Annotated in this window: 16 protein-coding genes; 8 read left to right on the top strand and 8 right to left on the bottom strand. The window is 70.4% G+C overall.

Annotated elements, in window-relative coordinates:
* Window positions 1-508: 508 nt before the first annotated feature.
* The 4 genes from C2L59_RS13400 to C2L59_RS13415 all read right to left on the bottom strand — a co-directional run bounded on the left by C2L59_RS13400 (window position 509) and on the right by C2L59_RS13415 (window position 5,019).
* Window positions 509-2,311 carry a ricin-type beta-trefoil lectin domain protein gene (locus C2L59_RS13400; protein ID WP_103349830.1) on the bottom strand — a complete coding sequence of 601 codons (1,803 nt, stop codon included), beginning with the start codon at window positions 2,309-2,311 and terminating at the stop codon, window positions 509-511.
* Window positions 2,312-2,384: 73 nt separating this feature from the next.
* Window positions 2,385-3,233: a class II fructose-bisphosphate aldolase gene (locus C2L59_RS13405; RefSeq protein ID WP_103349831.1), complete on the bottom strand. Its 849-nt coding sequence runs from the start codon at window positions 3,231-3,233 to the stop codon at window positions 2,385-2,387.
* A complete protein-coding gene (locus C2L59_RS13410) occupies window positions 3,233-4,141 on the bottom strand; it encodes a 1-phosphofructokinase family hexose kinase (protein ID WP_103349832.1) in 909 nt (302 codons plus the stop codon). Before C2L59_RS13410 ends, C2L59_RS13405 begins: the two co-directional genes overlap by 1 nt.
* Window positions 4,138-5,019 (bottom strand): SIS domain-containing protein, encoded by an 882-nt coding sequence (locus tag C2L59_RS13415; protein ID WP_103349833.1) that lies wholly within the window; start codon window positions 5,017-5,019, stop codon window positions 4,138-4,140. The genes C2L59_RS13410 and C2L59_RS13415 overlap by 4 nt, the downstream gene beginning before the upstream one ends.
* Before the next feature lie 301 nt (window positions 5,020-5,320).
* Here C2L59_RS13415 and C2L59_RS13420 point away from each other — a divergent pair, with 301 nt between their 5' ends.
* The 7 genes from C2L59_RS13420 to C2L59_RS13450 all read left to right on the top strand — a co-directional run bounded on the left by C2L59_RS13420 (window position 5,321) and on the right by C2L59_RS13450 (window position 15,664).
* On the top strand, window positions 5,321-6,691 hold the full coding sequence (locus tag C2L59_RS13420) for an ABC transporter substrate-binding protein (RefSeq protein WP_233223465.1): 1,371 nt from the start codon (window positions 5,321-5,323) through the stop codon (window positions 6,689-6,691).
* Window positions 6,691-7,647 (top strand): carbohydrate ABC transporter permease, encoded by a 957-nt coding sequence (locus tag C2L59_RS13425; protein ID WP_103349835.1) that lies wholly within the window; start codon window positions 6,691-6,693, stop codon window positions 7,645-7,647. The genes C2L59_RS13420 and C2L59_RS13425 overlap by 1 nt, the downstream gene beginning before the upstream one ends.
* On the top strand, window positions 7,628-8,530 hold the full coding sequence (locus C2L59_RS13430) for a carbohydrate ABC transporter permease (RefSeq protein ID WP_103349836.1): 903 nt from the start codon (window positions 7,628-7,630) through the stop codon (window positions 8,528-8,530). Before C2L59_RS13425 ends, C2L59_RS13430 begins: the two co-directional genes overlap by 20 nt.
* A 6-nt stretch (window positions 8,531-8,536) precedes the next feature.
* Window positions 8,537-9,583: an ABC transporter ATP-binding protein gene (locus C2L59_RS13435; RefSeq protein ID WP_103349837.1), complete on the top strand. Its 1,047-nt coding sequence runs from the start codon at window positions 8,537-8,539 to the stop codon at window positions 9,581-9,583.
* Entirely contained in the window at window positions 9,580-11,436 is a 1,857-nt protein-coding gene (locus tag C2L59_RS13440; RefSeq protein WP_103349838.1) for a DUF5107 domain-containing protein, read from the top strand. The genes C2L59_RS13435 and C2L59_RS13440 overlap by 4 nt, the downstream gene beginning before the upstream one ends.
* 114 nt (window positions 11,437-11,550) lie before the next feature.
* Window positions 11,551-12,336, top strand: coding sequence for a DeoR/GlpR family DNA-binding transcription regulator (locus C2L59_RS13445; RefSeq protein WP_103349839.1), 786 nt, complete (start codon window positions 11,551-11,553; stop codon window positions 12,334-12,336).
* 253 nt (window positions 12,337-12,589) lie between these two features.
* Window positions 12,590-15,664: a TIM-barrel domain-containing protein gene (locus C2L59_RS13450; RefSeq protein ID WP_233223466.1), complete on the top strand. Its 3,075-nt coding sequence runs from the start codon at window positions 12,590-12,592 to the stop codon at window positions 15,662-15,664.
* 135 nt (window positions 15,665-15,799) lie between these two features.
* On the opposite strand, the gene C2L59_RS13455 is transcribed toward C2L59_RS13450, so the two are convergent.
* The 4 genes from C2L59_RS13455 to C2L59_RS13470 form a co-directional block, all read right to left on the bottom strand.
* Window positions 15,800-17,986, bottom strand: a complete 2,187-nt coding sequence (locus C2L59_RS13455) for an RICIN domain-containing protein (protein WP_103349841.1) — start codon at window positions 17,984-17,986, stop codon at window positions 15,800-15,802.
* A 157-nt stretch (window positions 17,987-18,143) separates the two neighbouring features.
* Complete coding sequence (locus C2L59_RS13460; RefSeq protein ID WP_103349842.1) at window positions 18,144-20,183, bottom strand: phosphocholine-specific phospholipase C; 2,040 nt, start codon at window positions 20,181-20,183, stop codon at window positions 18,144-18,146.
* A 251-nt stretch (window positions 20,184-20,434) separates the two neighbouring features.
* Window positions 20,435-20,755 (bottom strand): ATP-binding protein, encoded by a 321-nt coding sequence (locus tag C2L59_RS13465; protein WP_103349843.1) that lies wholly within the window; start codon window positions 20,753-20,755, stop codon window positions 20,435-20,437.
* Between the two features lie 670 nt (window positions 20,756-21,425).
* Window positions 21,426-21,692 (bottom strand): hypothetical protein, encoded by a 267-nt coding sequence (locus C2L59_RS13470; RefSeq protein WP_103349844.1) that lies wholly within the window; start codon window positions 21,690-21,692, stop codon window positions 21,426-21,428.
* Between the two features lie 280 nt (window positions 21,693-21,972).
* Between C2L59_RS13470 and C2L59_RS13475 the strand changes: the two genes are divergently transcribed.
* Window positions 21,973-22,488 (top strand): hypothetical protein, encoded by a 516-nt coding sequence (locus tag C2L59_RS13475; RefSeq protein WP_103349845.1) that lies wholly within the window; start codon window positions 21,973-21,975, stop codon window positions 22,486-22,488.
* Window positions 22,489-22,568: the final 80 nt, after the last annotated feature.

Consider the following 22,568-nt stretch of genomic DNA (forward strand, 5'->3'; position numbering starts at 1 on the left):
TCCTGTAGTGACGTTCTGCAACTGCGCGGGAGTTGCCGAGCTGGTCGGCGATCGCCGTGGTGGGCAGCCCGGCTTCGTCGAGCACCGTGCCGACGGTCTTGCGGAAGACGTGGCTGGTGACCCACTCGTACCTGGTTCTGGCGGGAACGGAGCTTCGGGTTCGCCTTGATGAAGCTCACTTTCGTTGAACCCAAGGGGAACTCGGGGGGCGTGCCGGACCGATCATCTGAGCACGAGGCAAGAGGGCACACGCAGCGGTGATGACGTCCGGCGCCGGAGATCACCGAAACGGGTGACACGCCGATGCCCGGAGCCCGACGGACATCGGCCCCCCGAACCGCCGGGCCGCCGGGCACCGACCGGCCATCGGCCAACGCGGACGAGCCGCCGGGCGCGGGCGCCCCCCGCCGAATGCGGCTCTGATCCAGCAGGCAGCAGCAGCCCGGCCACGAAGGCGAGTGCCGCCGCTCGCGAGTGGGCCCTTCGGGCCGTGCGCAGCCCGGTCCGCTCAAGCGGCGGGCGGGGTGCCGAAGGGGGCGCTCCACGCCTGGTTGGGCTGGTTGGTGCCGCAGGCGTAGGTGGCGACGGTGGAGGCGGCGTCACCTACGTCGCCGCCGTGGACGTCCAAACAGGTGCCGTTGCCCTGGCTCAAACTGCCGGATCGGTGATACGTCCAGACCTGCTTGGCGTCCGCGCTGTTGCAAATGGCGAGCTGAGCCCCGGAGGTGTCGGCCGAAATGCACAGCGACGGGGCGGCGTAGGACGAGATCAGGCCGCCCGCCTGCCGGACCCACTGCTGGTTGCCGCCGCCGGTGCACGCGTACAGCGCGACCTTGGTCCCGGCGGTGGCTCCGTGGTACGCGTCCAGGCAGAGCGCGGGCTTTTGGAACCCGGTCTGCGCAGCCTGGATCTGGGCGGTGGGCAGCGCCGCGCCGCACGAGCCGGGTGTGATGGTGTACATCGCGTTGTCGTGTGAGGCGATCGTGGCCGTGATCGACGCCGTCACGTTCTGGCTGGTGTGGCTCCACAGGTTGCGGGCGGTGCGGGGGCAGCTCAGGTTTCCGAAGCCGGCGCGGCCGAGGTCGAGGGTGTAGGTGGTGGCGGCGGCGTTCTTGTTCAGGACGACGACCGCGCGGCCGCCGTTGGCCAGCGGCTTGACGACGACGTCGATGCCCGCGGTGGCGGAGACGTTGTCACGGGAGGCGAGGTAGCCGCCTGCGCCGAGGGCATCCTGATCGACGGCGATGATGTCGTTGTTCTTGAGGATGTTCAGTTGTGGCGCGTACCCGGTGGGGTCGGCGGCCATCTTGCGGACGTCGGTGCTGATCTCCAGCGGTGAGCCCATCGCGGCCCACAGCGCGAACTGGCTGCGCTGCTCGGGCAGGGTGAGCTGGTTGTTGTCGCCGATCAGCAGCATGTCGGCGTCGCCGAAGTCGCCGGGGGCGTCGTACCGGGCCAGCGCCACTGTGTCGGTGAAGTTCTGGTAGACGCCGCCCTCGTAGTAGTCCGAGCCGTGCGGCCAGTCCCAGGCGTTCGCCGGTGAAGGGTGCCAGACGGCGATGTCCGGGCTGGCCCGCCACATTTGGCCCAGGCCCCGCACGTAGTTCATCGCGTCGTACTTGCCCGAGCTGCTCGGCCCGAAGCCGGCCGGGGCGGACTCGTTGAGCAGGATCTTGCGACTGCTGCCGGTGGTCGCGGTCTTCAGCGCGTTCGCGACCTTGGTCAGCTCGGCCTGGCGGTTGCTGCTGTCGGTCCCGCAGTTGTCCACTTTGAGGGAGTCGATTCCCCAATAGGCAAGAGAGTTCGCGTCCGCTTGCTCGTGCCCCATGATCCCGGCGGCGACGCCTTGGCAGGTGTTGACGCCGGAGGTGGTGTACAGCCCGGCGAGCATGCTCTGGTTGTGCACGAAATTCGCGTATGCCGTCAGCTCGAAGTCGAATCCGGGCTGGCTCCGGGAGCCCCAGGTGGACGCGCCGTGCAGGTAGCCGGAGCTGGTGCGCTGCATCCAGCAGTCATCGACGGTGAGATTGGTGTAGCCGGCGGCCACCAGCCCGGTGTCCTTCATCGCCTTCGCCTGGTCTTCCATGAACTGCTGGAAGGAGTAGCCGGTGCTGGTACCGTCCAGCCGGGCCTGCGCGCTGCAGGTGAACCGGGCCCAGTTGTTGAACCCCATCATCGGCTTCATTCCCACGGCCGTGTCGGTGTTCGCCGCCACCGGGTCGGCGATGGCGGGAGACGGCGCTGCCGCCGCGCCCGCAGCGGTCAGGGCCAGCGCAGAGCCGAGAAGGATGAGCCGTTGTTGCCATCTCATGTGAACAGGCTCCTTCGAGCGAAGGGGAAGACGGACGGGGAAGGCGGTCAGGCGATAGGGCCTCGGGTTCGATTCACTGCCGGACAGCCGGGGTGGCGAGCACGTTCAGCAGTCGCTGCACCTCGGTGGTCACTGCGTCGCGGCCGGCCCCCAGGTACTTCCGCGGGTCGACGCGCCCGGGGTGGGCGTGCCAGTCGGCCGCCGCGGCCGCGGTGAACACCTTGTTGAGCTGGGTGGCGATGTTGACCTTCGTCATTCCCGCCCGGACGGCTTCGGTGAGCCCTTCGTCGGACACCCCGGACGAGCCGTGCAGGACCAGGGGCACCGGCACCCGCTCGCGCAGCCGTGCGATGAGCTGGAAGTCCAGTGCGGCGTCCCGGGTGAGCATGGCGTGCGAGCTGCCGACGGCGACGGCGAGCGCGTCGACCCCGGTTGCCGCGACGAACTCCGCCGCTTCGTCGGGGTCGGTGTGCGCGCCGGGCGCGTGCACGCCGTTCTTGCCGCCGACTTCGCCGAGTTCGGCTTCCACCCAGACGCCGTGGTCGTGGCAGAACGCGGCGACTTCCCGCGTCGCGCGCACGTTGTCGGCGTAGTCCAGTTCGGACGCGTCGAACATGACCGAGCTGAACCCCAGTCCGACGGCTTCCCGGACGAGGTCGCGGGACTCGGCGTGGTCGAGGTGCACGGCGACGCGGGCCTCGGCAGTGCGCGCCACGGCGAGCGCGGCGGCGCCGATCGGCGCCAGCGTCCCGTGGTAGCGCACGGCGTTCTGGCTGAGCTGCACGATCACCGGCGCGCCGGCCAGGGCCGCGCCTTCGACGATCGCGGTGATGTGTTCGAGCTGGATCGCGTTGAAGGCGCCGCAGCCGCGTTGGGCCGATGCGGCTTCGGCGACGATCCCCTCGGTGGTCACCAGAGGCATCAGGACTCCTGTTCCGGCCGGGCACGCACGGCGACCCGTTGTCCTTGCCGGTGGTAGTGGGCGAGGTCGACGTCGCCGGCGAGCGGGCCGAGCACGGCCGCGCCGGACAAGGCGACGGCGCGGCGCAGAATCTCCGGCCACGGCTCGCGCCGGCTCAGCCCGAGAGCGAGAGCCGCGACGACGGCGTCCCCCGCGCCGGTGGCGTTACCGGTGAGCGCGCCCGGCGGGGTGGCCCGCCACGTTCCCGCGGGTGTCACTGCGAGCAGTCCGCCGGCGCCCAGGGAGACGACGACCGCGCCCGCCCCGGCCCGCATCAGTTCGCGAGCGGCCCGCTCCAGGTCGTCGTGTCCGGTGGCCTCGCGCAGCTCTTCGGCGTTGGGCTTGACCACGGCCGGCCGTCCGGCCAGCCCGGCGAGCAGCGCCGCACCGGAAGTGTCCAGAACGGAGGTCCGGCCGGCGAGCAGCCGTGCGTAGCCCTCGGATGGCGCGCCGGGAGGCAGGCTGCCGGAGCAGACCAGCACCTCGGGCTCGCGGCGGTGCACGTGTTCGGCAAGCAGTTCCCATTCGGCCGCGGTCACCACCGGTCCCGGCTCGTTAATCAGGGTGACCGAACCGTCCGAAGCCGACAGCACGGTGGTGGTCCGGCGGGTCTCGCCGCCGATCGGGACCAGCTCCGCGGACAGCCCCGCCGCGCCCAGCTCGGTGGCGACGGCGACCCCGGTCGCGCCGCCCGCGGTGGCGATGGCGTGGACGTCGACGTCGAGCGCGTGCAGCACACGGGCGACGTTGACGCCCTTGCCGCCCGCCCGCCGCCGTACGTCGCGCGCTCGGTGCACGGCGTCCGGCACGAGGCTGTCCACGGTGTAGGTGACGTCGAGCGCGGTGTTCGGCGTCACGGTGACGATCATGCGAGGACGACGGAACGCGTGAGGCCGCGAGGCCGGTCCGGATCGAGACCCTTCCGGTGGGCGATCGCCCCGGCCACGAGCTGGGCGTGGACGAGGTCGGCGAGCGGGTCGAGGCCGCTCTCGACGAATGTCCCGCCGGCACGGCGGACGTCGTCGGCCAGGCCGTCCGGAGCGGTGCCGAACATCCAGGTCACCCGGCCCGGCTCGCAGATGCTGATCGGTCCGTGCCGGTAGTCCCAGGCCGGGTAGGACTCCGTCCAGAGCAGGCACGCTTCGCGGAACTTCAGCGCGGCCTCGTTCGCGAGGCCGATCGACCAGCCGGTACCGAGAAAGCTGAACTGCTCCGCGGTCGTCAGGGCCTCCGGCAGCGGCTCGGCCAGCACCCGCTCGGCCTGGGCGACGATTTCGGTCAAGTCCTCGCCCAGGTGTGTCCGCAGCATGGCCAGCGCGGTGGTGGCGAACCGGGTCTGCACGACCGAGCGCTCGTCCATCGCCGAGAGGTCGACGATGGCGTCGGCGGCGCCGCTGACCTCGCCGGGCACGCCGGTGATCACCGTGGTCTTCGTCCGGCCGCACAGCTCCGCCAGCAGGGTGTGCACCTCGGTAGTGGTGCCCGAGCGCGTCAGCGCGAGCACGTGGTCGTAGGTCCGGCCCACCGGGAACTCCGACGCGGCGAACGCGTCGGTTTCGCCGAGCCCGGCGGCCTCGCGCAGCGCGGCGTAGGCTTGACCGACAAACCACGACGTCCCGCAGCCGGTGATCGCCACCCGGGCGCCCGTCGCGGGCAGCCACCCGTCGTTCGCGGCGGCCAGCGCGCCTGCTTCCCGCCAGCAGTCGGGCTGGCTGGCAATCTCCGCCGCCATGAACGTGCCGCCCATGAACTCCCCCTTCGGATGTCGGTTGTGCGCAACAGTCGCCACGTTAGATGCAATCTAGTGCAGCGTCAACGCGTGAATCGATCACTTGCGTGCAACCTGCGTCGAGCAATGAGTGCAGTCGGCTGATGGGTGTCGGGTGCCTGATCACTGGGGTGTTGAGGGGTTTGGCGAGCCAGCAGACGGACCGACATGGTGTTGACAAGTGCTCGGAGGATGATGAAACTGCGCAGCAACGCGCAGAAGGCGTGGTTTCCTCATCGATCCGGGCGGTGGCGCTATGCGGCGAAGCAAGCTCTTGGCAATGACGGCGGGGGCGGCACTCCTGCTGACCGGCTGCGGTGGAGGCGCCGATACGGGCGGCGAAACCGGCGAGAACGCCCTGCCCGGCGTCGACCAGTACCTGAACGCGCCGTGCCCGGAGGCCGCGGTCAAGCCGGTCACGGACAAGGAGTTCACCTACTGGGCCATGTGGACCGCGGACGAGCCGCAGGGCAAAGTCCTGCAGAAGGCGGTCAAGTGCTTCCAGGAGAAGACCGGCGTCAAGGTGGACGTCCAGTGGCTGGGCCGCAAGGCCTACACGCAGAACCTGGTGCCGGCGCTGAACACCGGCTCGGTTCCGGACCTGTTCGACCAGGACGTCAGCAAAGTCGGCGCGGCGATCATGACCCCGGGCGGCACGCAGGGCCTCGACGACGTGTTCGCGATGAAGGTCGGCGAGGGCGACAAGACGGTCCGGGACGTGCTGTCGAAGAGTTCGTACGACTTCCCGCAGAACAAGGACCACGAGGGCCAGAACTTCATGGTGCCCTACACGGTGCAGTCGAGCGCCTGGTGGTTCAACAAGAACGGTGCCGGCGACGTCCCGCAGCCCAGGACGATGGACGAGCTGACCGCGCTGTTCGACAAAGCGAAGGCCGACGGCAAGGCGGCCATCAGCCAGGACGGCGACATCCCGTTCTACAACATGTACTTCTTCACCCAGCTCGCCGAGCGGTACGTCGGTTCGGGCGGGCTGAACAAGGCCGCGACCGACCGGACCGGGCAGGCGTGGAAGACCGACCCCGGGTTCCTCAAAGCCGCCACGGAAACCGCGAAGCTGCCGAAGTACTTCATCGACGGCTGGGACGCGGCGAAGTTCCCGCAGGTGCAGCAGCGCTGGGCGGACGGGGACTCGCGGTACCTCTACGTCGGCACGTGGGCGCCGAGCGAGACGCGCGAGTACCTGGACAAGCAGGGCGCCGGGACGAAGATCGACTACGGTTCGTTCCAGTTCCCGATGCCGGCCGGGGCCACGCACGACACCGTCGAGCAGATGTCGATCGGGTTCGCCGTGACGAAGAAGGCCCGCCACCCCGAGGCCGCGAAGGCGTTCATCGCCTACTTCCTCAACAAGGACGTCCTCTCGGGCATCCCGGCGGTGGCTGACAACCTGGTGCCGCGCGCCGACCTCGCCGTGCCGGACGACCTCAAGCAGGTCAAGGCCGCGATGGACGACCCGAAGAAGGAGCACGTCCTGCAGTACGACGGGATTGACGGCATCGCGGGCGGCAAGTGGCAGACCGACGTCTTCGACCCCGCCGACACCATGTTGCTGAAGGGACAGCTGAGCCCGCAGCAGTTCGTCGACCAGCTCGCCGCCAAGGGCGCGGACTTCTGGAAGAGCCAGGGCTGATGGCGACCCTCACGACGGCGCCGGCGGCGCGGGTGACCGAAACCCGCGCCGCCGGTGGCGCGCACCTGCGCCGCAAGAAGCGGCTGTTCTGGCCGTTCGCGGCGCCCGCACTGGTGCTGTACCTGGCGTTCCTGGTCCTGCCGACGATCGCGACGGCCGTGCTCAGCTTCACCAGCTGGGCCGGCGCGGGGGACACCCCCCGGCCCAACGGCGTCACGAACTACACGCGGATGTGGGCGAGCGACTCGTTCCAGTACGCCTTCCGCAACACGCTCGTCTACGTCTTCCTCGGCGGTATCGGCACGTTCGCGCTCGCGTTCCTGTTCACGATGGTGCTGCGGGACATGCGCGGCGGCAAGGTCGTCCGGGCGATCCTGTTCTTCCCGAACATCGTCGCGCCGGTGGCGCTGGGCATGTTCCTCGGCTTCGTATTCAAGTACCAGCCGGGCAAGCAGGGCCTGGCCAACTACGTCCTCGAGCACGCCGGCGCGGACGCGGCGAAGTTCCTGGCCCCCGCCAACGTGACCGGGGTCGTCACGGCGTCGCTGATCTGGGCCAGCTCCGGCTTCTACATCACGATCCTGATGGCCGCGGTCGACCGGATCCCACCCTACCTCTACGAGGACGCGGAACTGGGCGGGGCGTCGCCGTGGCAGAAGTTCTGGAACATCACCCTGCCCATGACGTGGGACGTCGTCGGGGTCGCCGGCGTCCTGTGGACGATCAACGCACTGAAGATCTTCGAGCTGGTGTTCGTGCTGGCCGGGCCGGGCACCTACGCGCCCCCGAACCAGGCCTGGACGCTCGGGATCTACGTGTTCGACCGGACCTTCGGCTCCAACGGCACACCGGACTTCGGCGCCGCCTGCGCCTGCGCGGTGGCGATGATCGCGCTCGTGTCCGTCCTCGTCGTGCTGCTGAGGCGGGTGATGCGCCGTGACGCGATCCAGTTCTGAAGTCCGCCGGGCGCCGCGCAAACCGCGTCCGGCGCCGGGTTCGCGGCGCCTGAGCCCGTTGCGGCTGCTGGGGTCGGTGTTCGTCTGGGCGTTCACCGCGGGCAACGTGCTGGTGCTGTACTGGCTGCTCACCGCGGCGTTCAAGACACCGGTGGAAATCTTCACCAAGCCGTTCGCGCTGCCGTACCAGTGGTTCCACGTCGGCAAGCCGTTCCGGAACTTCGTCTACGCGTGGAACAACGCCGGGTTCGGCGACGCCGTGCTCACCACGGTGGTCCTGGTCGGCCTCGCGACGGTCGCGACCGTGGCCGTCTCCGCGCCGTGCGCGTACGCGCTGACCCGGCTCGGCGTGCGCGGCGCCGGGCCGATGACCAACGTCGTCGCGATCGGCATGGGCGTGCCGTTCCAGACCGTCATCATCCCGCTGTTCGTGTCCCTGAGCCGGCTCCACCTGGACAACGAGTACGGGCTCTTCCTGCTGTACGTGGCGTTGTCGATCCCGTTCACCGTGTTCCTGCTGACCGGGTTCTTCCGGTCGCTGCCCGACGAGCTGGAAGAGGCGGCCTCGCTGGACGGCGCCTCACCGGCCCGCACGTTCTTCTCGGTCATGCTGCCGCTGGCCCGCGGCGGCCTGATCACCGCGTTGACCCTGAACGCGATCGGTCTGTGGAACGAGACGCTCCTGGCGATCGTGTTCCTGAAGGACCAGTCCCACTTCACCCTCTCCCGCGCGCTGTTCACCTTCTACGGCGCCGCGAGCTACCAGTCGGAGTACGGCGGCCTGATCGCCGGCGTGGCGATCGTCGTACTCCCGATGCTCGTGCTGTACCTCGTGCTCGCCCGCCGGATCATCACCGGCCTGACCCTCGGCGCCGGAAAGTAGGAGCAGATGGCCACCGTGAGCTTCCGGGACACGACCCGGTTCTACGCCGGGGTCGACCGCCCGGCCGTCGACGGCTTCGACCTCGACGTCGCCGACGGCGAATTCCTCGTCCTGGTCGGCCCGTCCGGGTGCGGCAAGTCGACCACCCTGCGGATGCTGGCCGGCCTGGAGGGCGTCGACGACGGCTCGATCCACATCGGTGACCGCGACGTCACCGAGCTGGCGCCCAAGGACCGGGACATCGCGATGGTGTTCCAGAACTACGCCCTCTACCCGCACATGTCTGTCGGCGACAACATCGGTTTCCATCTCAAGCTGGCGAAGCTGCCGAAGGCCGAACGGGACCGGCGGGTGCGCGAGGCCGCGGCCCTGCTGGACCTGACGGAGTACCTGGACCGCAAGCCGGCCAAGCTCTCCGGCGGGCAACGCCAGCGCGTGGCGATGGGCCGTGCGATCGTGCGCGAGCCGAGCGTGTTCCTGATGGACGAGCCGTTGTCGAACCTCGACGCCAAACTGCGGGTGCAGACGCGGACGCAGATCGCGTCGCTGCAGCGGCGGCTGGGCGTCACGACGTTGTACGTCACGCACGACCAGGTCGAGGCGATGACGATGGGTGATCGGGTGGCGGTCCTGCGCGACGGCGTGCTGCAGCAGTGCGACACCCCGATCGGCCTGTTCTCCCGCCCGGCCAACGTGTTTGTGGCCGGGTTCATCGGCTCGCCGTCGATGAACCTGCTGGAGACGACGGTGGCCGAGGCGCCGGTGCCGCTCACCCCCGCCCAACGTGCGGCGCTCACCGGCCTGAAGCTAGTGGTGGGCGTGCGGCCGGAGGGGTGGGCGCTCGGCGGGACCGGCTACGACGCCGTTGTCGAGGTGGTGGAGGAACTCGGCAGCGACCAGTACCTCTACTGCCGGGCGGGTGAGCGGGTCCTGACCGTGCGGACGCCGGGGATGGCGCCGTGGCAGCGCGGCGACGCCATCACGCTGGCCCCGAAGCCGGAGACGGCTCACCTCTTCGACGCCGCCACCGGGGAAAGGCTGCCGGACGCATGACCGAGCTCTACCCCGCTCCGCTCACCGTGCCCACGGCGGAGCTGGGACCGGAGAACCCCCTGCCGCCGCTGGTCAAGCCGGACGCCGTGGCCTCGGTGTCCAACGCGCACGACCTGCCCGCCGACCTGGCCGCCGGCCTCGCCTACGGGCGGCTCGACACCGTGCTGCCCTGCCTGCTGCAGGACGGCTACACCCGCAACCGTCGGCCTCGCGAACTGCCCGCGCTGGTGCTGGAGAACGACCGGCTGCGCGCGACGGTGCTGCCGTCGCTCGGCGGCCGCCTCTGGTCGCTGGCGCACAAGCCGTCCGGCCGGGAGCTGCTGTTCCGCAACCCGGTGCTCCAGCCCGCGAACCTGGCGCTGCGGGACGCGTGGTTCGCCGGCGGCGTCGAATGGAACCTCGGCAGCACCGGCCACACGACGCTGACCTGCGCGCCGATGTTCGCGGCCGCCGTCGAAGGCCCAGACGGAACGCCCGTGCTGCGGCTGTGGGAGTGGGAACGCACGCGCGACCTGCCCTACCAGCTGGACTTCTGGCTGCCCGAAGGCTCCGAGCACCTGTTCGTCGGCGTCCGGATCCGCAATCCGAACCCGCACGACGTCCCGGTCTACTGGTGGTCGAACACCGCCGTGCCGCAGACGCCGTCGACCCGGGTGCTCGCGCCCGCGTCGCAGGCTTGGCACTACGGCTACTCGGGCCGCCTCGACCTCGTCGACGTGCCCGGCGAACTGACCTACCCGGCGCGGTCCGGTACGGCCGCGGACTACTTCTTCGAAGTGGCCTCGGACCGGCCGTGGATCGCCGCGCTCGACGAGACCGGCACCGGTTTCGGCCAGGCGTCGACGGCCCGGCTGCGCGGCCGGAAGCTGTTCGTGTGGGGCGAATCCGTGGGCGGCCGGCGCTGGCAGGAGTGGCTCGCCCCGGGCGCGGAGACGGGCTACCTGGAGATCCAGGCGGGACTGGCCCGCACGCAGCTGGAGCACCTGCGACTGCCGCCGGGGGAGTCGTGGGACTGGCTGGAGGCATACGGCCCGGTGGCGGTGGATCCGGCGCGGGCGCACGGGGACGACTGGCAGGCTGCCACGGACGCCGTCGCCGCGCAGCTGCCGTCCGCGGCCGTGCTCGGCGAGCGCCACCGGACGTGGCAGCGCATCGCGGACGCCGAACCCGGCGAACTGCTGGCCACCGGCTCGGGCTGGGGTGCGCTGGAAATTCGCCGCATGGTGGCTTGCCAGCCGGGAACGCCGTTTCCCGAAGGGACACTGGGCGACCGGCAGCGGCCGTGGCTGCAGCTCCTGGACGGGGGAACACCGCAGGGGGATCCGCGCGTCCCGCCGGCGGCGACCCTGGTCAACCGCTACTGGGCCGACCTGCTCGAGCACACGGCGGACAACTGGCTGACCTGGTACCACCGCGGCGTGGCCCGGTGGGCGGCGGGTGACCGGGAGGCGGCGCGGGAAGCGTGGCGCGCGTCGGTGGCGGCGGCGGAGAACGCGTGGGCGCTGCGCAACCTCGCCGTCGCCGCCGGCGACCCGGCGGAGTCGGCGCGGCTGTACCGGCGAGCGCTCGAACTGGCGCCGGACCTGCGGCCGCTGCTCATCGAGGCGCTTTCCGCACAGCTGGCCGCCGGGCTTGCCCCGCTTTCGCTCCTACCCGAGCGAGCCGACGGCCGGTTCGCGCTGCTGACGGCGCTCACCCGGCACGCAGCGGGTGATGACGCGGGCGCGAAGGCCGTGTTCGATGGGGGATTCGAAGTCCCGAACATCCGCGAAGGCGAAACGTCGTTGTCCGACACCTGGGAAGCACTCTCGGAGGCGCCGATGTCGTCGCGGTACGACTTCCGGATGAAGTAGGGGCGGCGTGCCGGGCGTCACGGACAGCGGCGATGCAGCATACTGCTCGCAACGGGGCCGACAGCGCAGGTTCATGTGCGCTGGGCAACCCAGGTGGATTAAGGAGTACCGCGGATGGCCCGGCACGAACGGCTGAGCACCCTGCTGGACATGCTGGGGCAGCGGGAAAAGATCGACGTCGAGGAGGTGGCGGCCGAGCTGGAAGTCTCCGCCGCCACGATCCGGCGCGACCTTGACCACCTCGCCGAGCAGCAGCTGCTCACCCGCACGCGCGGCGGTGCGGTCGCCAACGACCTCGCCTACGACCTGCCGCTGCGCTACAAGACCGCGCGGCACGTTCCGGAGAAGCAGCGGATCAGCGTCGCCGCGGCCGCGTTCGCCGCGAAGGGGATGGTCGTCGGGCTGAATGGCGGCACCACCACCGCCGGGGTGGCGCGGGCCTTGGCCATGCGGGCGGATCTCGGCGGCCGCGGCGACGCGCCGGGCCTCACGGTGGTCACGAACGCCCTGAACATCGCGCACGAGCTCGCGGTGCGCCCGAACGTCAAGATCGTGGTGACCGGCGGCGTCGCCCGGCCGCAGTCGTTCGAGCTGAGCGGCCCGCTGGCCACGCGGGTCCTCAGTGAACTGACGATCGACCTGTTGTTCCTCGGGGTCGACGCGTTCGACCCGGAGGCGGGCGCCTTCGCCCACCACGAAGGCGAAGCGAGCATCAACCGCCTGATGGTGGAGCGCGCCGAGCGGGTGATCGCGGTGGCGGACGGCTCGAAGCTGGGCCGCCGCGCGTTCGCCCGGATCTGCGAGACGGCCCAGGTTTCCGCCCTCGTGACCGACACCGAGACCGAGCCGGAGACCATCCGCGCCTTCGAAGCCGCCGGCGTCACCGTCCAAGCCGTCTGACCCCGCCCGCACGGCATCTTCTCGCACGGCCCCGTCGAGGCCGATCGCCCTCACTCGCACCGTCACGACCTGCCCTTTCGCGGCCTCGCGACGGAAGTAGGGCAAACGGGTCTCTGAACCGGTCAGGCCGTGACACTGCGCGAAACGTGCGCTATACAAGGCTCGTCATGCGCGTTAATGCGTGAAAGGTGTCGTAATGAGCAGAGTTGCGCAATCACTCGGTTGCTTGGCTGCAGCGACCGTCTTGGGGGTAATGCCCGCCGCGGCCTACGCGGATCCGTCGCCACCGTCCGGCAGCCTCGGCGCACTGACCGGAATCTCCGCCGATGGGCCGGTCGTGACGCTGAAGTCGGGCAGCGCGGCCGTCCGCGTGAGCTTTCCGGCCGCCGGTGCCGTCCGCGTCTGGCTCGCTCCCGACGGGAACTTCACCGATCCGGCCGGCGACCGGATCGTGCTGCCGAAGACCACCGCCCCGGCGACGCCCCGGCTCGTCGACAAGGGCACCTACTGGGCCATCTCTACGGCCAAGGCGACGCTGCGGGCTTACAAGCACCCGCTCGAGTTCGCCCTCTACGACGGCGCCGACCGCACGCAGCGGTGGGCCGAGTCGGCGCCGCTGTCCTGGACCGGCGCCACGACCACCCAGACCTTGACTCGCACCGCGGCCGAGCAGTTCGTCGGCGGCGGAGAGCAGAACGGCCGGTTCAGCCACCGCGACCGAACGATCAAGATCTTCGCCGACTACGACTGGGATGACGGCGGCGCGCCCAACTCGCAGCCGTTCTACGCGTCCACCGCGGGCTACGGCGTGCTGCGCAACACCTTCGCGCCCGGCAGCTATTCCTTCACCAACCCGGTCAAGACAACCCACGACGAGCGCCGCTTCGACGCCACCTACGTCGTCGGGGACGGGCTGAAGGACGTCATCTCCGGGTACACCGACCTGGTCGGAAAGCCCTTCCTGCCGCCGATCTACGGCCTGGAGACCGGCGACTCGGACTGCTACCTGCACAACGCCAACCGCGGCGAGCGGCACACCCTCGACGCGGTGGCCGTCGCCGACGGCTACACGCAGCACGGCATGCCGAACGGCTGGATGCTCGTCAACGACGGCTACGGCTGCGGCTACGAAAACCTCCAGCAGACCGGCGAAGGGCTGCGCAAGAACACCATGCAGCTCGGCCTGTGGACCGAAAACGGCGTGCCGAACCAGGCCGAAGAGGTCAAGGCCGGCGTGCGGGTGCGTAAGCTCGACGTCGCCTGGGTCGGTCCCGGCTACCAGTTCGCCCTCGACGCCTGCGACACCGCGCACCAGGGCATCGAGGACAACAGCGACGCCCGCGGGTTCGTCTGGCAGCCGGTGAGCTGGGCCGGGGCGCAGCGCTGTGGCGTGCTGTGGAGCGGCGACCAGGCCGGCTCCTACGACTACATCAAGTGGCAGATCCCCACCTACGCGGGGGCGACGACCTCCGGCATCGCCTACAACACCGGCGACATCGACGGCATCTTCGGCGGCAGCCCGCAGACCTACGTCCGCGACCTGCAGTGGAAGACCTTCCTGCCGGCGGCGATGACGATGGACGGCTGGGCGTCCTCGGACAAGCAGCCGTGGCGCCAGGGCGAGCCTTACACCTCGATCAACCGCAAGTACCTGTTGCTCAAGGAACGGCTGCTGCCTTACACCTACAGCTATTCCGCGCAGGCGCACCAGACCGGTGTCGGGCAGGTCCGGCCGCTCGCGCTCGAGTACCCGGACGACCCCGCCGTGTGGACCGACAAGGCGAAGTACGAGTTCCTGTCCGGTACCGACTTCCTCGTTGCGCCGGTGTACGAGAAGGCCGACGTGCGCAACGGCATCTATTTGCCCCGCGGCACGTGGGTGGACTACTGGAGCGGCAAGACCTACACCGGACCCACCACAGTGGACGGTTACGACGCGCCACTCGACACCCTCCCGCTGTTCGTCCGGGCCGGCGCCGTCGTGCCGATGTGGGCCGCGGGTACGACTTCGTGGCAGACGCGGGACAAGAGCGTGCTCGACCTCGACGTCTACCCGCAGGGCAACGGCGGGTTCACGCTCACCGAGGACGACGGTGTGACCCGCGGCTACCAGCGCGGGGAGCAGGCCAGGCAGACGTTCACCGTGCATGCCCCGACGACCGGAGCGGGCACGGTGACCGTCGGCATCGGGGCGAGCACCGGGACCTATCCGGGCCAGCCGGCGGCGCGGAACTACCAGCTATCCGTCCACACCGGAACCAAACCGGCCCTGGTCCAGGCGGGCACGAAGATCCTCCGGCAGTACGGCAGCCGGGCCGAGCTGGCCGAAGCCCCGGCGGGGTGGTGGTACGACCCCGGCGCGCACGGCGTGGTGCGCGTCAAGACCGGGCCGCTCGGTGCCGGTGACCGCCAGGACGTCCGGCTTTTCGGGACGAGCGCGGTCGGCGGGTTCTTTCCCGAGGACGACAACGGCTCGGCCACCCTGACCATGCCCTCGCTGGCCGCTCCCGGGCAGGCCGTCGGGGCGACGGTGAGCTTCACCAACGGCACTCCGCTGCCGGTCCGCGACCTGGCACTGTCGGTGCGGGGGGCCGGGTTCCGGGCCGACGTCCCGGCACTGCCGAAAACGGTCTGGCCCGGTCAGACGGTGAAGGTTCCGGTGACGGTGACCCCGCAGGCGGGGCTGAAGCCCGCGGACTACCAGGTCACCGCGGCCGTCACCTACCGGGCGCGGCTGGCCACGCACGAGGCCGTGGACCAGTCCACCGTGACGGTGCCCTACGCATCGCTGACGGCAGCCGCCGACAACATCGGGGTGACCGCCGCGGCCCATGTCGCGGACGGGAACCTCGACGGCGGCGGCAGCAGCTTCCGCGCCGACGGCCTCGCCGAGGCGGGCCTGAAGCCGCAAGCCGACTTCATCGCCGCCGGAGCCCGGCTCACCTGGCCGGAGGCAGGCGGCGGCAAGCCGGACAACGTCGTCGCGGCCGGGCAGACGATCGCGCTGCGCGGAACCGGCTCGAAACTGGTGCTGGCCGGCACCGGTACGGGCACGGCCCACGGCACCGTCGTCGTCCGGTACTCCGACGGCAGCACCAGCCAGGCCGACCTCGGCTTCCCGAACTGGTGCTGCGCCGACCCCGCCCAATACGGCGCGACGACCGTGGCGACCGTGCTGGGCAAGAACACCCGCACCGGTGCGGCGTACCCGGCCACGCCGTACCGGGTGTTCGCCAACTCCGTGCCCTTGACCGCGGGCAAGCAGGTGGCGGCGATCACGCTGCCGGCCACCTCGGCCGTGCACGTGTTCGCCGCCGGGGTCGCCTGACCGGCCGTGGCCGGGCGGGTGAGCGCACCCCGCCCGGCCACGGATGTCACCACGTGCGCGCAGTCCGGCTCAGCCGGTTGCCCGGCACCTCGGCCACGCCGATCGAGGTGCCAGGCAACCGGAGCTCCACTTCCGTCAGCCGAGCGCCCAGCGTTGGAGGGCCGAGGCCGGTCCGGCCTGCTGGGTCACCGCGGCGCCGGCCGAAGTGGACGCCGTGGTCAGAAGTAGTCCACTGTGGATAGAAGCGAACGTGTAGGTCCCGTCCGCCTGCTTCGCGGCCGTCCAATGCTGGTTGTCCCCGCCTGTGCACGTCCACTGGATGACCGCTGCACCGGCTGTGGTGGCCCCGCCGTCGACGTCGGCGCACAGGCCGGATTCGGCATTGCGCAGCTCGTAGGATCCGTCGGCCTGCCGGGTGAAGGTCCAGCTCTGGTTGGCGCCACCGTTCGCGGTCCAGGTGACCAGGTGCGTGCCCGGGGTCCTGCTGTGGTTGGGCACGTCGAGCGCCTGGCCGCCCGTCGACAGCGCGTGCGTGCCGCTCAACCCGGGCACCGTCCCGACCGCGGTGACCGACAGCGTCTGCTGGGCTGCGGTGCGACCGCCGCCGACCGCGCTGCCGGTGGTGTCCGTCCAGCTCCGGACCGGGGTGGTTTCGGCCGGCCGGGCCGCGGACATGCCCAGCACCAGGCCGCTGTAGCGGTTGACGAGGCGGTAGGTTCCCGGAGCGCCCGGGATGACGAACCACTGCTGGCCCACCGCGAGGGTGGTCGCGGCCGTCACGGTCGGCGCGGTGCCCCACGCCCGCGTGGCCGGCGATGAGGAGGCGACGCCCAGCAGCCCGCCGCTCGCGGCGTTGGTGATCCGGTAGGAACCGTCACCGTTGCCGGTGAACGACCACGCCTGCGCGGTCGATCCGTCGCCCGCAGCGGTGGAGGTCGTCGCGGAACCGCCGGCGACCTGGGCGAGCACCCGGCCGTCCCCGCTGGCGATGCGGTAGGTCTTGGCCGGGTCGAACGGCGCCGCCGCGCGCGCCGGATCGTCGATGGAGACGTTCACGTACTCGCCCGAAGCGCCGCCGGAACAGCCGAACGAGCAGTAGGCCCGGAAGTTCCTGCCCACGACGGCCGAGCCGGTCTTGTTGACGCCGTCGACGAACCACCGGTACCACGACGCCGTGTGGTAGCTGCCGGTGCCGCCGATGGGATACCACTTCTGCGTGGCCAGGTCGTCGGTGGCGTAGTACTGCTGCGGCGCGTTCCCGCTCTGGTCGACCGCTTGCGGCTCGCCGAGGTAGAGGCCCAGGTAGGCGTTGTAGGTGATGTCCATGACGAACAGCGGTGACGTCGGAGGCATCTTCCCCGCCGCGATCTGCTGGTCCGCGGTGCCCGTGGTGGCGGGGCTGTACTCCTTCGCCGCGGGCGTGTACCCGGCGGGGTTGTCCGCGGCGACGGGAACCTGGTTGCTTTCCCGGCCGCCGACACCGGGCTCCGCCCAGGTGCCGTTGTACCACTTGCGCCACGACCCCGGCGTCATCTTGGCCGAAATCGGGGCCCGCGCGGCGTGGGCGTAGAACGCTTTCCAGCCGCCGTTCTTGTCGATCACGCGTGAGCCGTAGAAGACGTAGAAGTAGCCGGACGCGGTGTCGACGTAGAGGCGCTGGTCACCGTCCCCGTAGTAGTAGGTCTGGTCCGGGAAGGCGGCGTTGTCCCCGCGCTTCGTGCTGTAAGGCGAGGTGAGGACGTGGGCCTTGATCTGCCACGTCCTGCCCTGGTCGGCCGACACGGCGTAGTCGATGGCGTCGTAGTGCAGCCCGTCGCCGAACGGCTGGGGGGTGAACTCGTTGTGCACCAGCCCATACCAGTCCCCGGTGTCCGGGTCCACCCACGTGCCCACGAGGTCGCAGTAGTTCTTCTGCGCGTAGCCCGAGCCCGCGGGCGCGCTCGTCGCCTCGAGCCCGGTGGGGCTGGTGTTGCACCGCCAGGTGGTGTCGTTGTTGCGGTCGGCGGGGTTCGCCGGGTTCGCCGCGTCGCTGACGGGGTTCTTGCTGAAGCTGTCGAAGTCGCGTCCGCTGTAGAAGTCCCACTTGCGGGGGTCGGCCGCCCCGTAGAGGGCGGCGGACTGCTGGAAGTAGAAGGTGCCGTCCTTGTCGAGGTACGAGCCGGCGGGGGAGTCGGTGGGGACCGACCAGGAACCCTTGGCTTGAACGGAAACGATGAAGCCACCGGCTGGCGGAGTGGCCGCGGCGGGCACGGCGCTCACCGCCCCGGCCAGCGTGATTGCGGTGGCCAGGGCGGCAAGTCCCCACGGCGAGACAGGATGCATCTAGAGCTCCTCTGCGCTGCGTAGAAGTGCTCGAAGCATGCATTACCGTGCTCGAAGTTGCAAGAAATTTGCGATTAATAGCTTTAATGGTCACGGAGTGTCGGTCGCGGGTTGGTGTGGTCGGTGACGTGGTACAGGGTCCCGCCACACCCTCCGCTCAGCCGGTGACGCTTGGTGCCCCAGTCTCCAAGTGACCGCTGAACCGCCGCAGGAACTTCGGGTCCGTGTCGAGCGTGGCCGACAGGTCGTACCACCCGGATCCGTACGCCACCACGTTCCAGTCGTCGGTGACCGTCTGCCCGGCCGCCACCGCATACGTCCACGGGCCGTCCGTGCGGTAGTGGTTCGCGGTCACCGTCACCTTGGCCGCCGTCGTTCCGGTGTTGCGCAGCGTCAGGCGCAGCTTGTTCTCCGGCGTGAAGCCGCCCAGGACGTCCACTCCCCCTCCGGCGCTGTTCGCGTCGCCGGCGAAGACCCAGCGGAAGCGGTTGGGGCCGTGTACCGCGACGCTGTACTTGCCGCCGCCGTAGAGCTGGATGCGCCACGTGTCGCTCACCTGGGCGCCCGGGGCCAGGTCGTACGGCCACGGGCCGTCGGTCCGGCCGTCGTTGCGGTAGGCCATCAGCTGCACGGCCGCCGTGCCCTGGTTGGCGAACGTCGTCGTCAGGACCGTGCGATCGGCGCTCAGCGACGTCGTCACCAGCGGCCGGTAGGGGAGCGCGCGAGCCGGCCGGGTGCCCGGCTCCTGGACCGGGGCTTGCTGCTTGCCGGTCGCCGGCGGCGCCGGTTTCGGCAGCTTGCGCTGGGTGTCGTCGGCCTGTTTGCGCAGCGCCGCGGTGTCCGGCAACAAGGGGATCCGCACGTCCGGTGCGCTGAAGTCGAAACACGTCGTGAGGTCGCCGCAGATCGCGCGGCGCCACGCGCTGATGTTCGGCTCGGCGACGCCGGTCCAGCGCTCGAGGAACCGGATGACCGAGGTGTGGTCGGTGACCTCCGAAGAGACCCAGCCACCGCGGCTCCACGGCGAAATCACCGTCATCGGCACCCGCGCGCCGAGCCCGATCGGCTTGCCGCCGATGTGTTCGCCCGCTGTCCCCGACGGCGCGACCGGCGGGGCGACGTGGTCGAAGAAGCCGTCGTTTTCGTCGTAGTTGATGAGGACGACGGTGGACTCCCACAGTTTCGGGTTGGCCCACAACGCGTTCAGCACGGTCTGGGTGTAGGCGGCGCCGTCGACCGGGCGTGCTTCCGGGTGCTCGCAGTAGCCGTACGGCGCGACGATCCACGAGACGCGAGGCAGCGATCCGCTCGCGCAGTCGGCCTTGAACTCCGCCAGGACGTGGTCGACGTTTTTGCCCTGCCCCGAGTCTGGGCCCCACGTCTTGAAGACACTGGCCCGTTTGGACAGATCGGAGTTGTAGTCCTGGTGGTAGGCGTGGAAGAGCCACAGCGGGTTGTCGCCGTAGTCGCCGACGAACGAGCCGCCCGCGTCGCCGACCTCTTTGCTGGCGTACACCTTCCACGAAACCCCGTGCTGCTGCAGACGTTCCGGGTAGGTCGTCCAGCTGAAGATCGGCTTGTAGTCGGCCGGGTTGTAGTTCGCCGGCCCGCCCGCCTGGCCGGCGGCGTCGATGGTGCCGGTGAACAGGTAGAGCCGGTTCGGCGTGGTGGCGCCCTGCACCGAGCAGAAGTAGTGGTCGCACAGGGTGAACGCGTCGGCGAGCGCCCGGTGGAAGGGGATGTCGCCGCGGTCGAAGTACCCCATCGTCATTTCGCCCTTGGCGGGCACCCAGGCGTTGTTCGCCCCGCCGGCGATCGCCTGGTGCTGGTCGGCCCAGCCGTGCCCGAGGTCGCCGAGGTCCTGACCGTCCACCTGGGCGGTGTCCACCCGGAACGGGAGGAGGTACTTCCCGTCACTGCGGCCGGAATCAGGCTGGTGGAAGACGTCCTGGCCGTTTGGCAGCACGATCGCCGACCGGTCGCTGAAGCCCCGGACGCCCTTCATCGTGCCGTAGTAGTGGTCGAACGAGCGGTTCTCCTGCATGAGGACCACGACGTGCTCGACGTCGGACAGACTGCCGGAGACCCGCGGTTCAGCGAAGGCTTCCGCCATACCGGGCGCCAAGGCGCCGAAGGCCCCGGCGGCGGCGACCCCGCCGAGGAATGTGCGTCGGGTGAACTCGTGGGGGTCGGCCATCACGGAAGCCTCCAGGGGACCAAGATAGGACAACCATCAGCGTAAATGAGCGAAGATGTGTGAAAACACCGCCGTTCGGACGTAATCACGCAGTAATGGTACTCATGTGTCGTTCGGGTAGGAAGGGGTGATCGAAGGCTGGTCAGGCGTACCCGCAGCTGCGGGGCTGCGAAAGCGGGTCGGTCCTCACCGGGACCAGGTCATCGTGACACTGGTGCCTGCGGTGCCCTTGTCGGCCGTGGTCTGGTCGGTCAGCGTGTGGATGAGCGGCCGTGCAGCAGGCCCGGCCGGGCGGCGGGTTGCCACCGGCCGTGGTCGGCAACGGTCACGGTCAGGCTGTCGTCGCGGTTGGGGGCCAGCAGAGCGAAGGTGCCGAGACGGCCGGGGTAGGCGTGCACGACGACGTTGGCCATGGCCTCGTACACGGCGATCTCGACGTCGAGGACCTGCTCGGGCCGCAGCCCGGCCGCCCAGTGGCTGATCCGCTCGCGCAGTGCTCGCACTGCCGCACCGTCGGCCGGAACCCCGGGACACCGCAGGTCGGGACAGCCAGCGCCACCGGCTCGCGACAGGGGGTGCCCTCACGTGCACCCGGCCAGGCGTCCCAGAGTTGGCCGTCCTTGTCGGTCTTACCCCAGGCCCAACCCCCTGCAACGACGATCTTGCTGCCGGTGTTTCTGTGTCATGGCTGTACCGGTGCCTCAGCGGAAAGCAGCATGACCAGGTGCGCGACCCTTAGGCGGCAGCGGTCCGGTGTTGCCGCCAGAACGTCGGTGCTCAGTCGGCCGGTCGGTCTGATCCTACCTGCGCTCACTCGCCGAGTGCTGGGACGGCCGCCATCCTCCTACACCCTGCAGCTTCCACCCCGCGTCCGCCGTGGTGGCCATCCCGCTGACCGAGCCGGCAGCCTTGCCGCCGGAGATTAGAACCGGCTCACCGCCGGGGCTGATGTCCACGCACCCGCGGGGTGTACACCGGGCAGGTGGGTGAGCACGACGGCACGCGCGACATGGACGAGCCGGAACTGGCGACGATCAGGGCGTTCGTTGCGGCCGTCGTCCCGGTGCTGCGCGAGGCCGGCGGTCAGCCGCAGGATTGGCCGGATCAGCGAGGCCTGCTCGGTGCGATCGCCTACCTGCGGTCTCTGGGCGAGTGCTGGGATGGGCGCCACAACTCCTACACCGTGCAGCTGCCATCCCGAGCCCCGGCATGGTGGCCCCGCTGGACCGGTTCGCGGGCTGGTCAGCGGTTGTTGCCGTGGTCGTGGTGGTTGAGCTCGTCGGAGAGGATCTGCTCGAGCTGGCGGGCCCGGTGGCGCCAGCGCCAGATCACGACCAGCACCAGCCCGGCGGCGACCGTGGCCACTACGGTGAGGACGGGGGCGAGGGCGCCGGCGATCGTGTCGACCGGCACGACCGCGGCCGCGGCGAGCAGCAGCAGGGTCAGCCGCCGCAGCCGGGCGTGCTGGGCCCGGCGGACGTGCCGGCCAGAATAGGTCCAGCAGGTCAAGCCGAGCCGGCGTGCAGGATCCGCGCTCGGGAGCGTGTACTTTCCTTCCTCACCACCCGCCCCGGGCGGTGTCGTGGTGACGCTGCGCGGTCACCGCGCTGCCCTGACGGTCGCCCCTGCGGCCGGATGGGTTACCGGCAAGCACGAAGCGTCAGCCGAATGCTCAGCAGACGTCACCCGACCGAGTGGCGCTTCGGCCGGTGCTGATTGCCCAGGTAGAGCGGCGCCGGAACGTGGAGCGGATCTGCGGACCCCGCGCGGGGGCGGGGACAATGGGGTCGTGAGCAGCACAGTCCGGCACCTGGGCTCGCGCCGGTGGGGTGTCACCGCGACCGCCACGGACGCGGTGTTCACCGTCACCGGCGGCAGCCCGGCCGTGGCCGCGGCCGTGGCGCCGCGGATCTGGCCGGGCAGGGCGGTCGCGCTGGCTTCCCGCGACGTCCCGGTCGTGATCGCCCGGATCGCGCAGGTGATGACCACACCGCGGTACTGGGCCGCCCGCTACCGCCACCAGGCCCACGGCCGTCCCGGCCGCCGCGGCAGCGCCGAGGACTGGTCACCGGTGTGGGAGGTCGACGGGTTCGCCTGCCTTACCGGCCCGGTCGGCACCTGGGACCCCGGCACCGCCCACCTCGGGTTCCGTCCCGCGGACCGGTTCGCCGTCGCGCTGCCCGACGTGCGGGGGCTGCTCATCCGGCTCTCGGCCCATCTGGCTGCTCTCGGCCAGCCGTCGCCGGGCAACCCTGCCCACGGCGGGGGTGGCTACGTTGGCCGGCACCGCGCCGATCACCTGTGAGCGTTGGCTGAGCCGAACGGGCGAACATCATCGCCGAGCCGGCCGCCGCGGTTCACCATGACCGGTGGTGGGCCCGCCCC

Source organism: Amycolatopsis sp. CA-128772 (genome assembly GCF_002904295.1).
In the GTDB taxonomy this organism is placed as follows: Bacteria; Actinomycetota; Actinomycetes; order Mycobacteriales; family Pseudonocardiaceae; genus Amycolatopsis.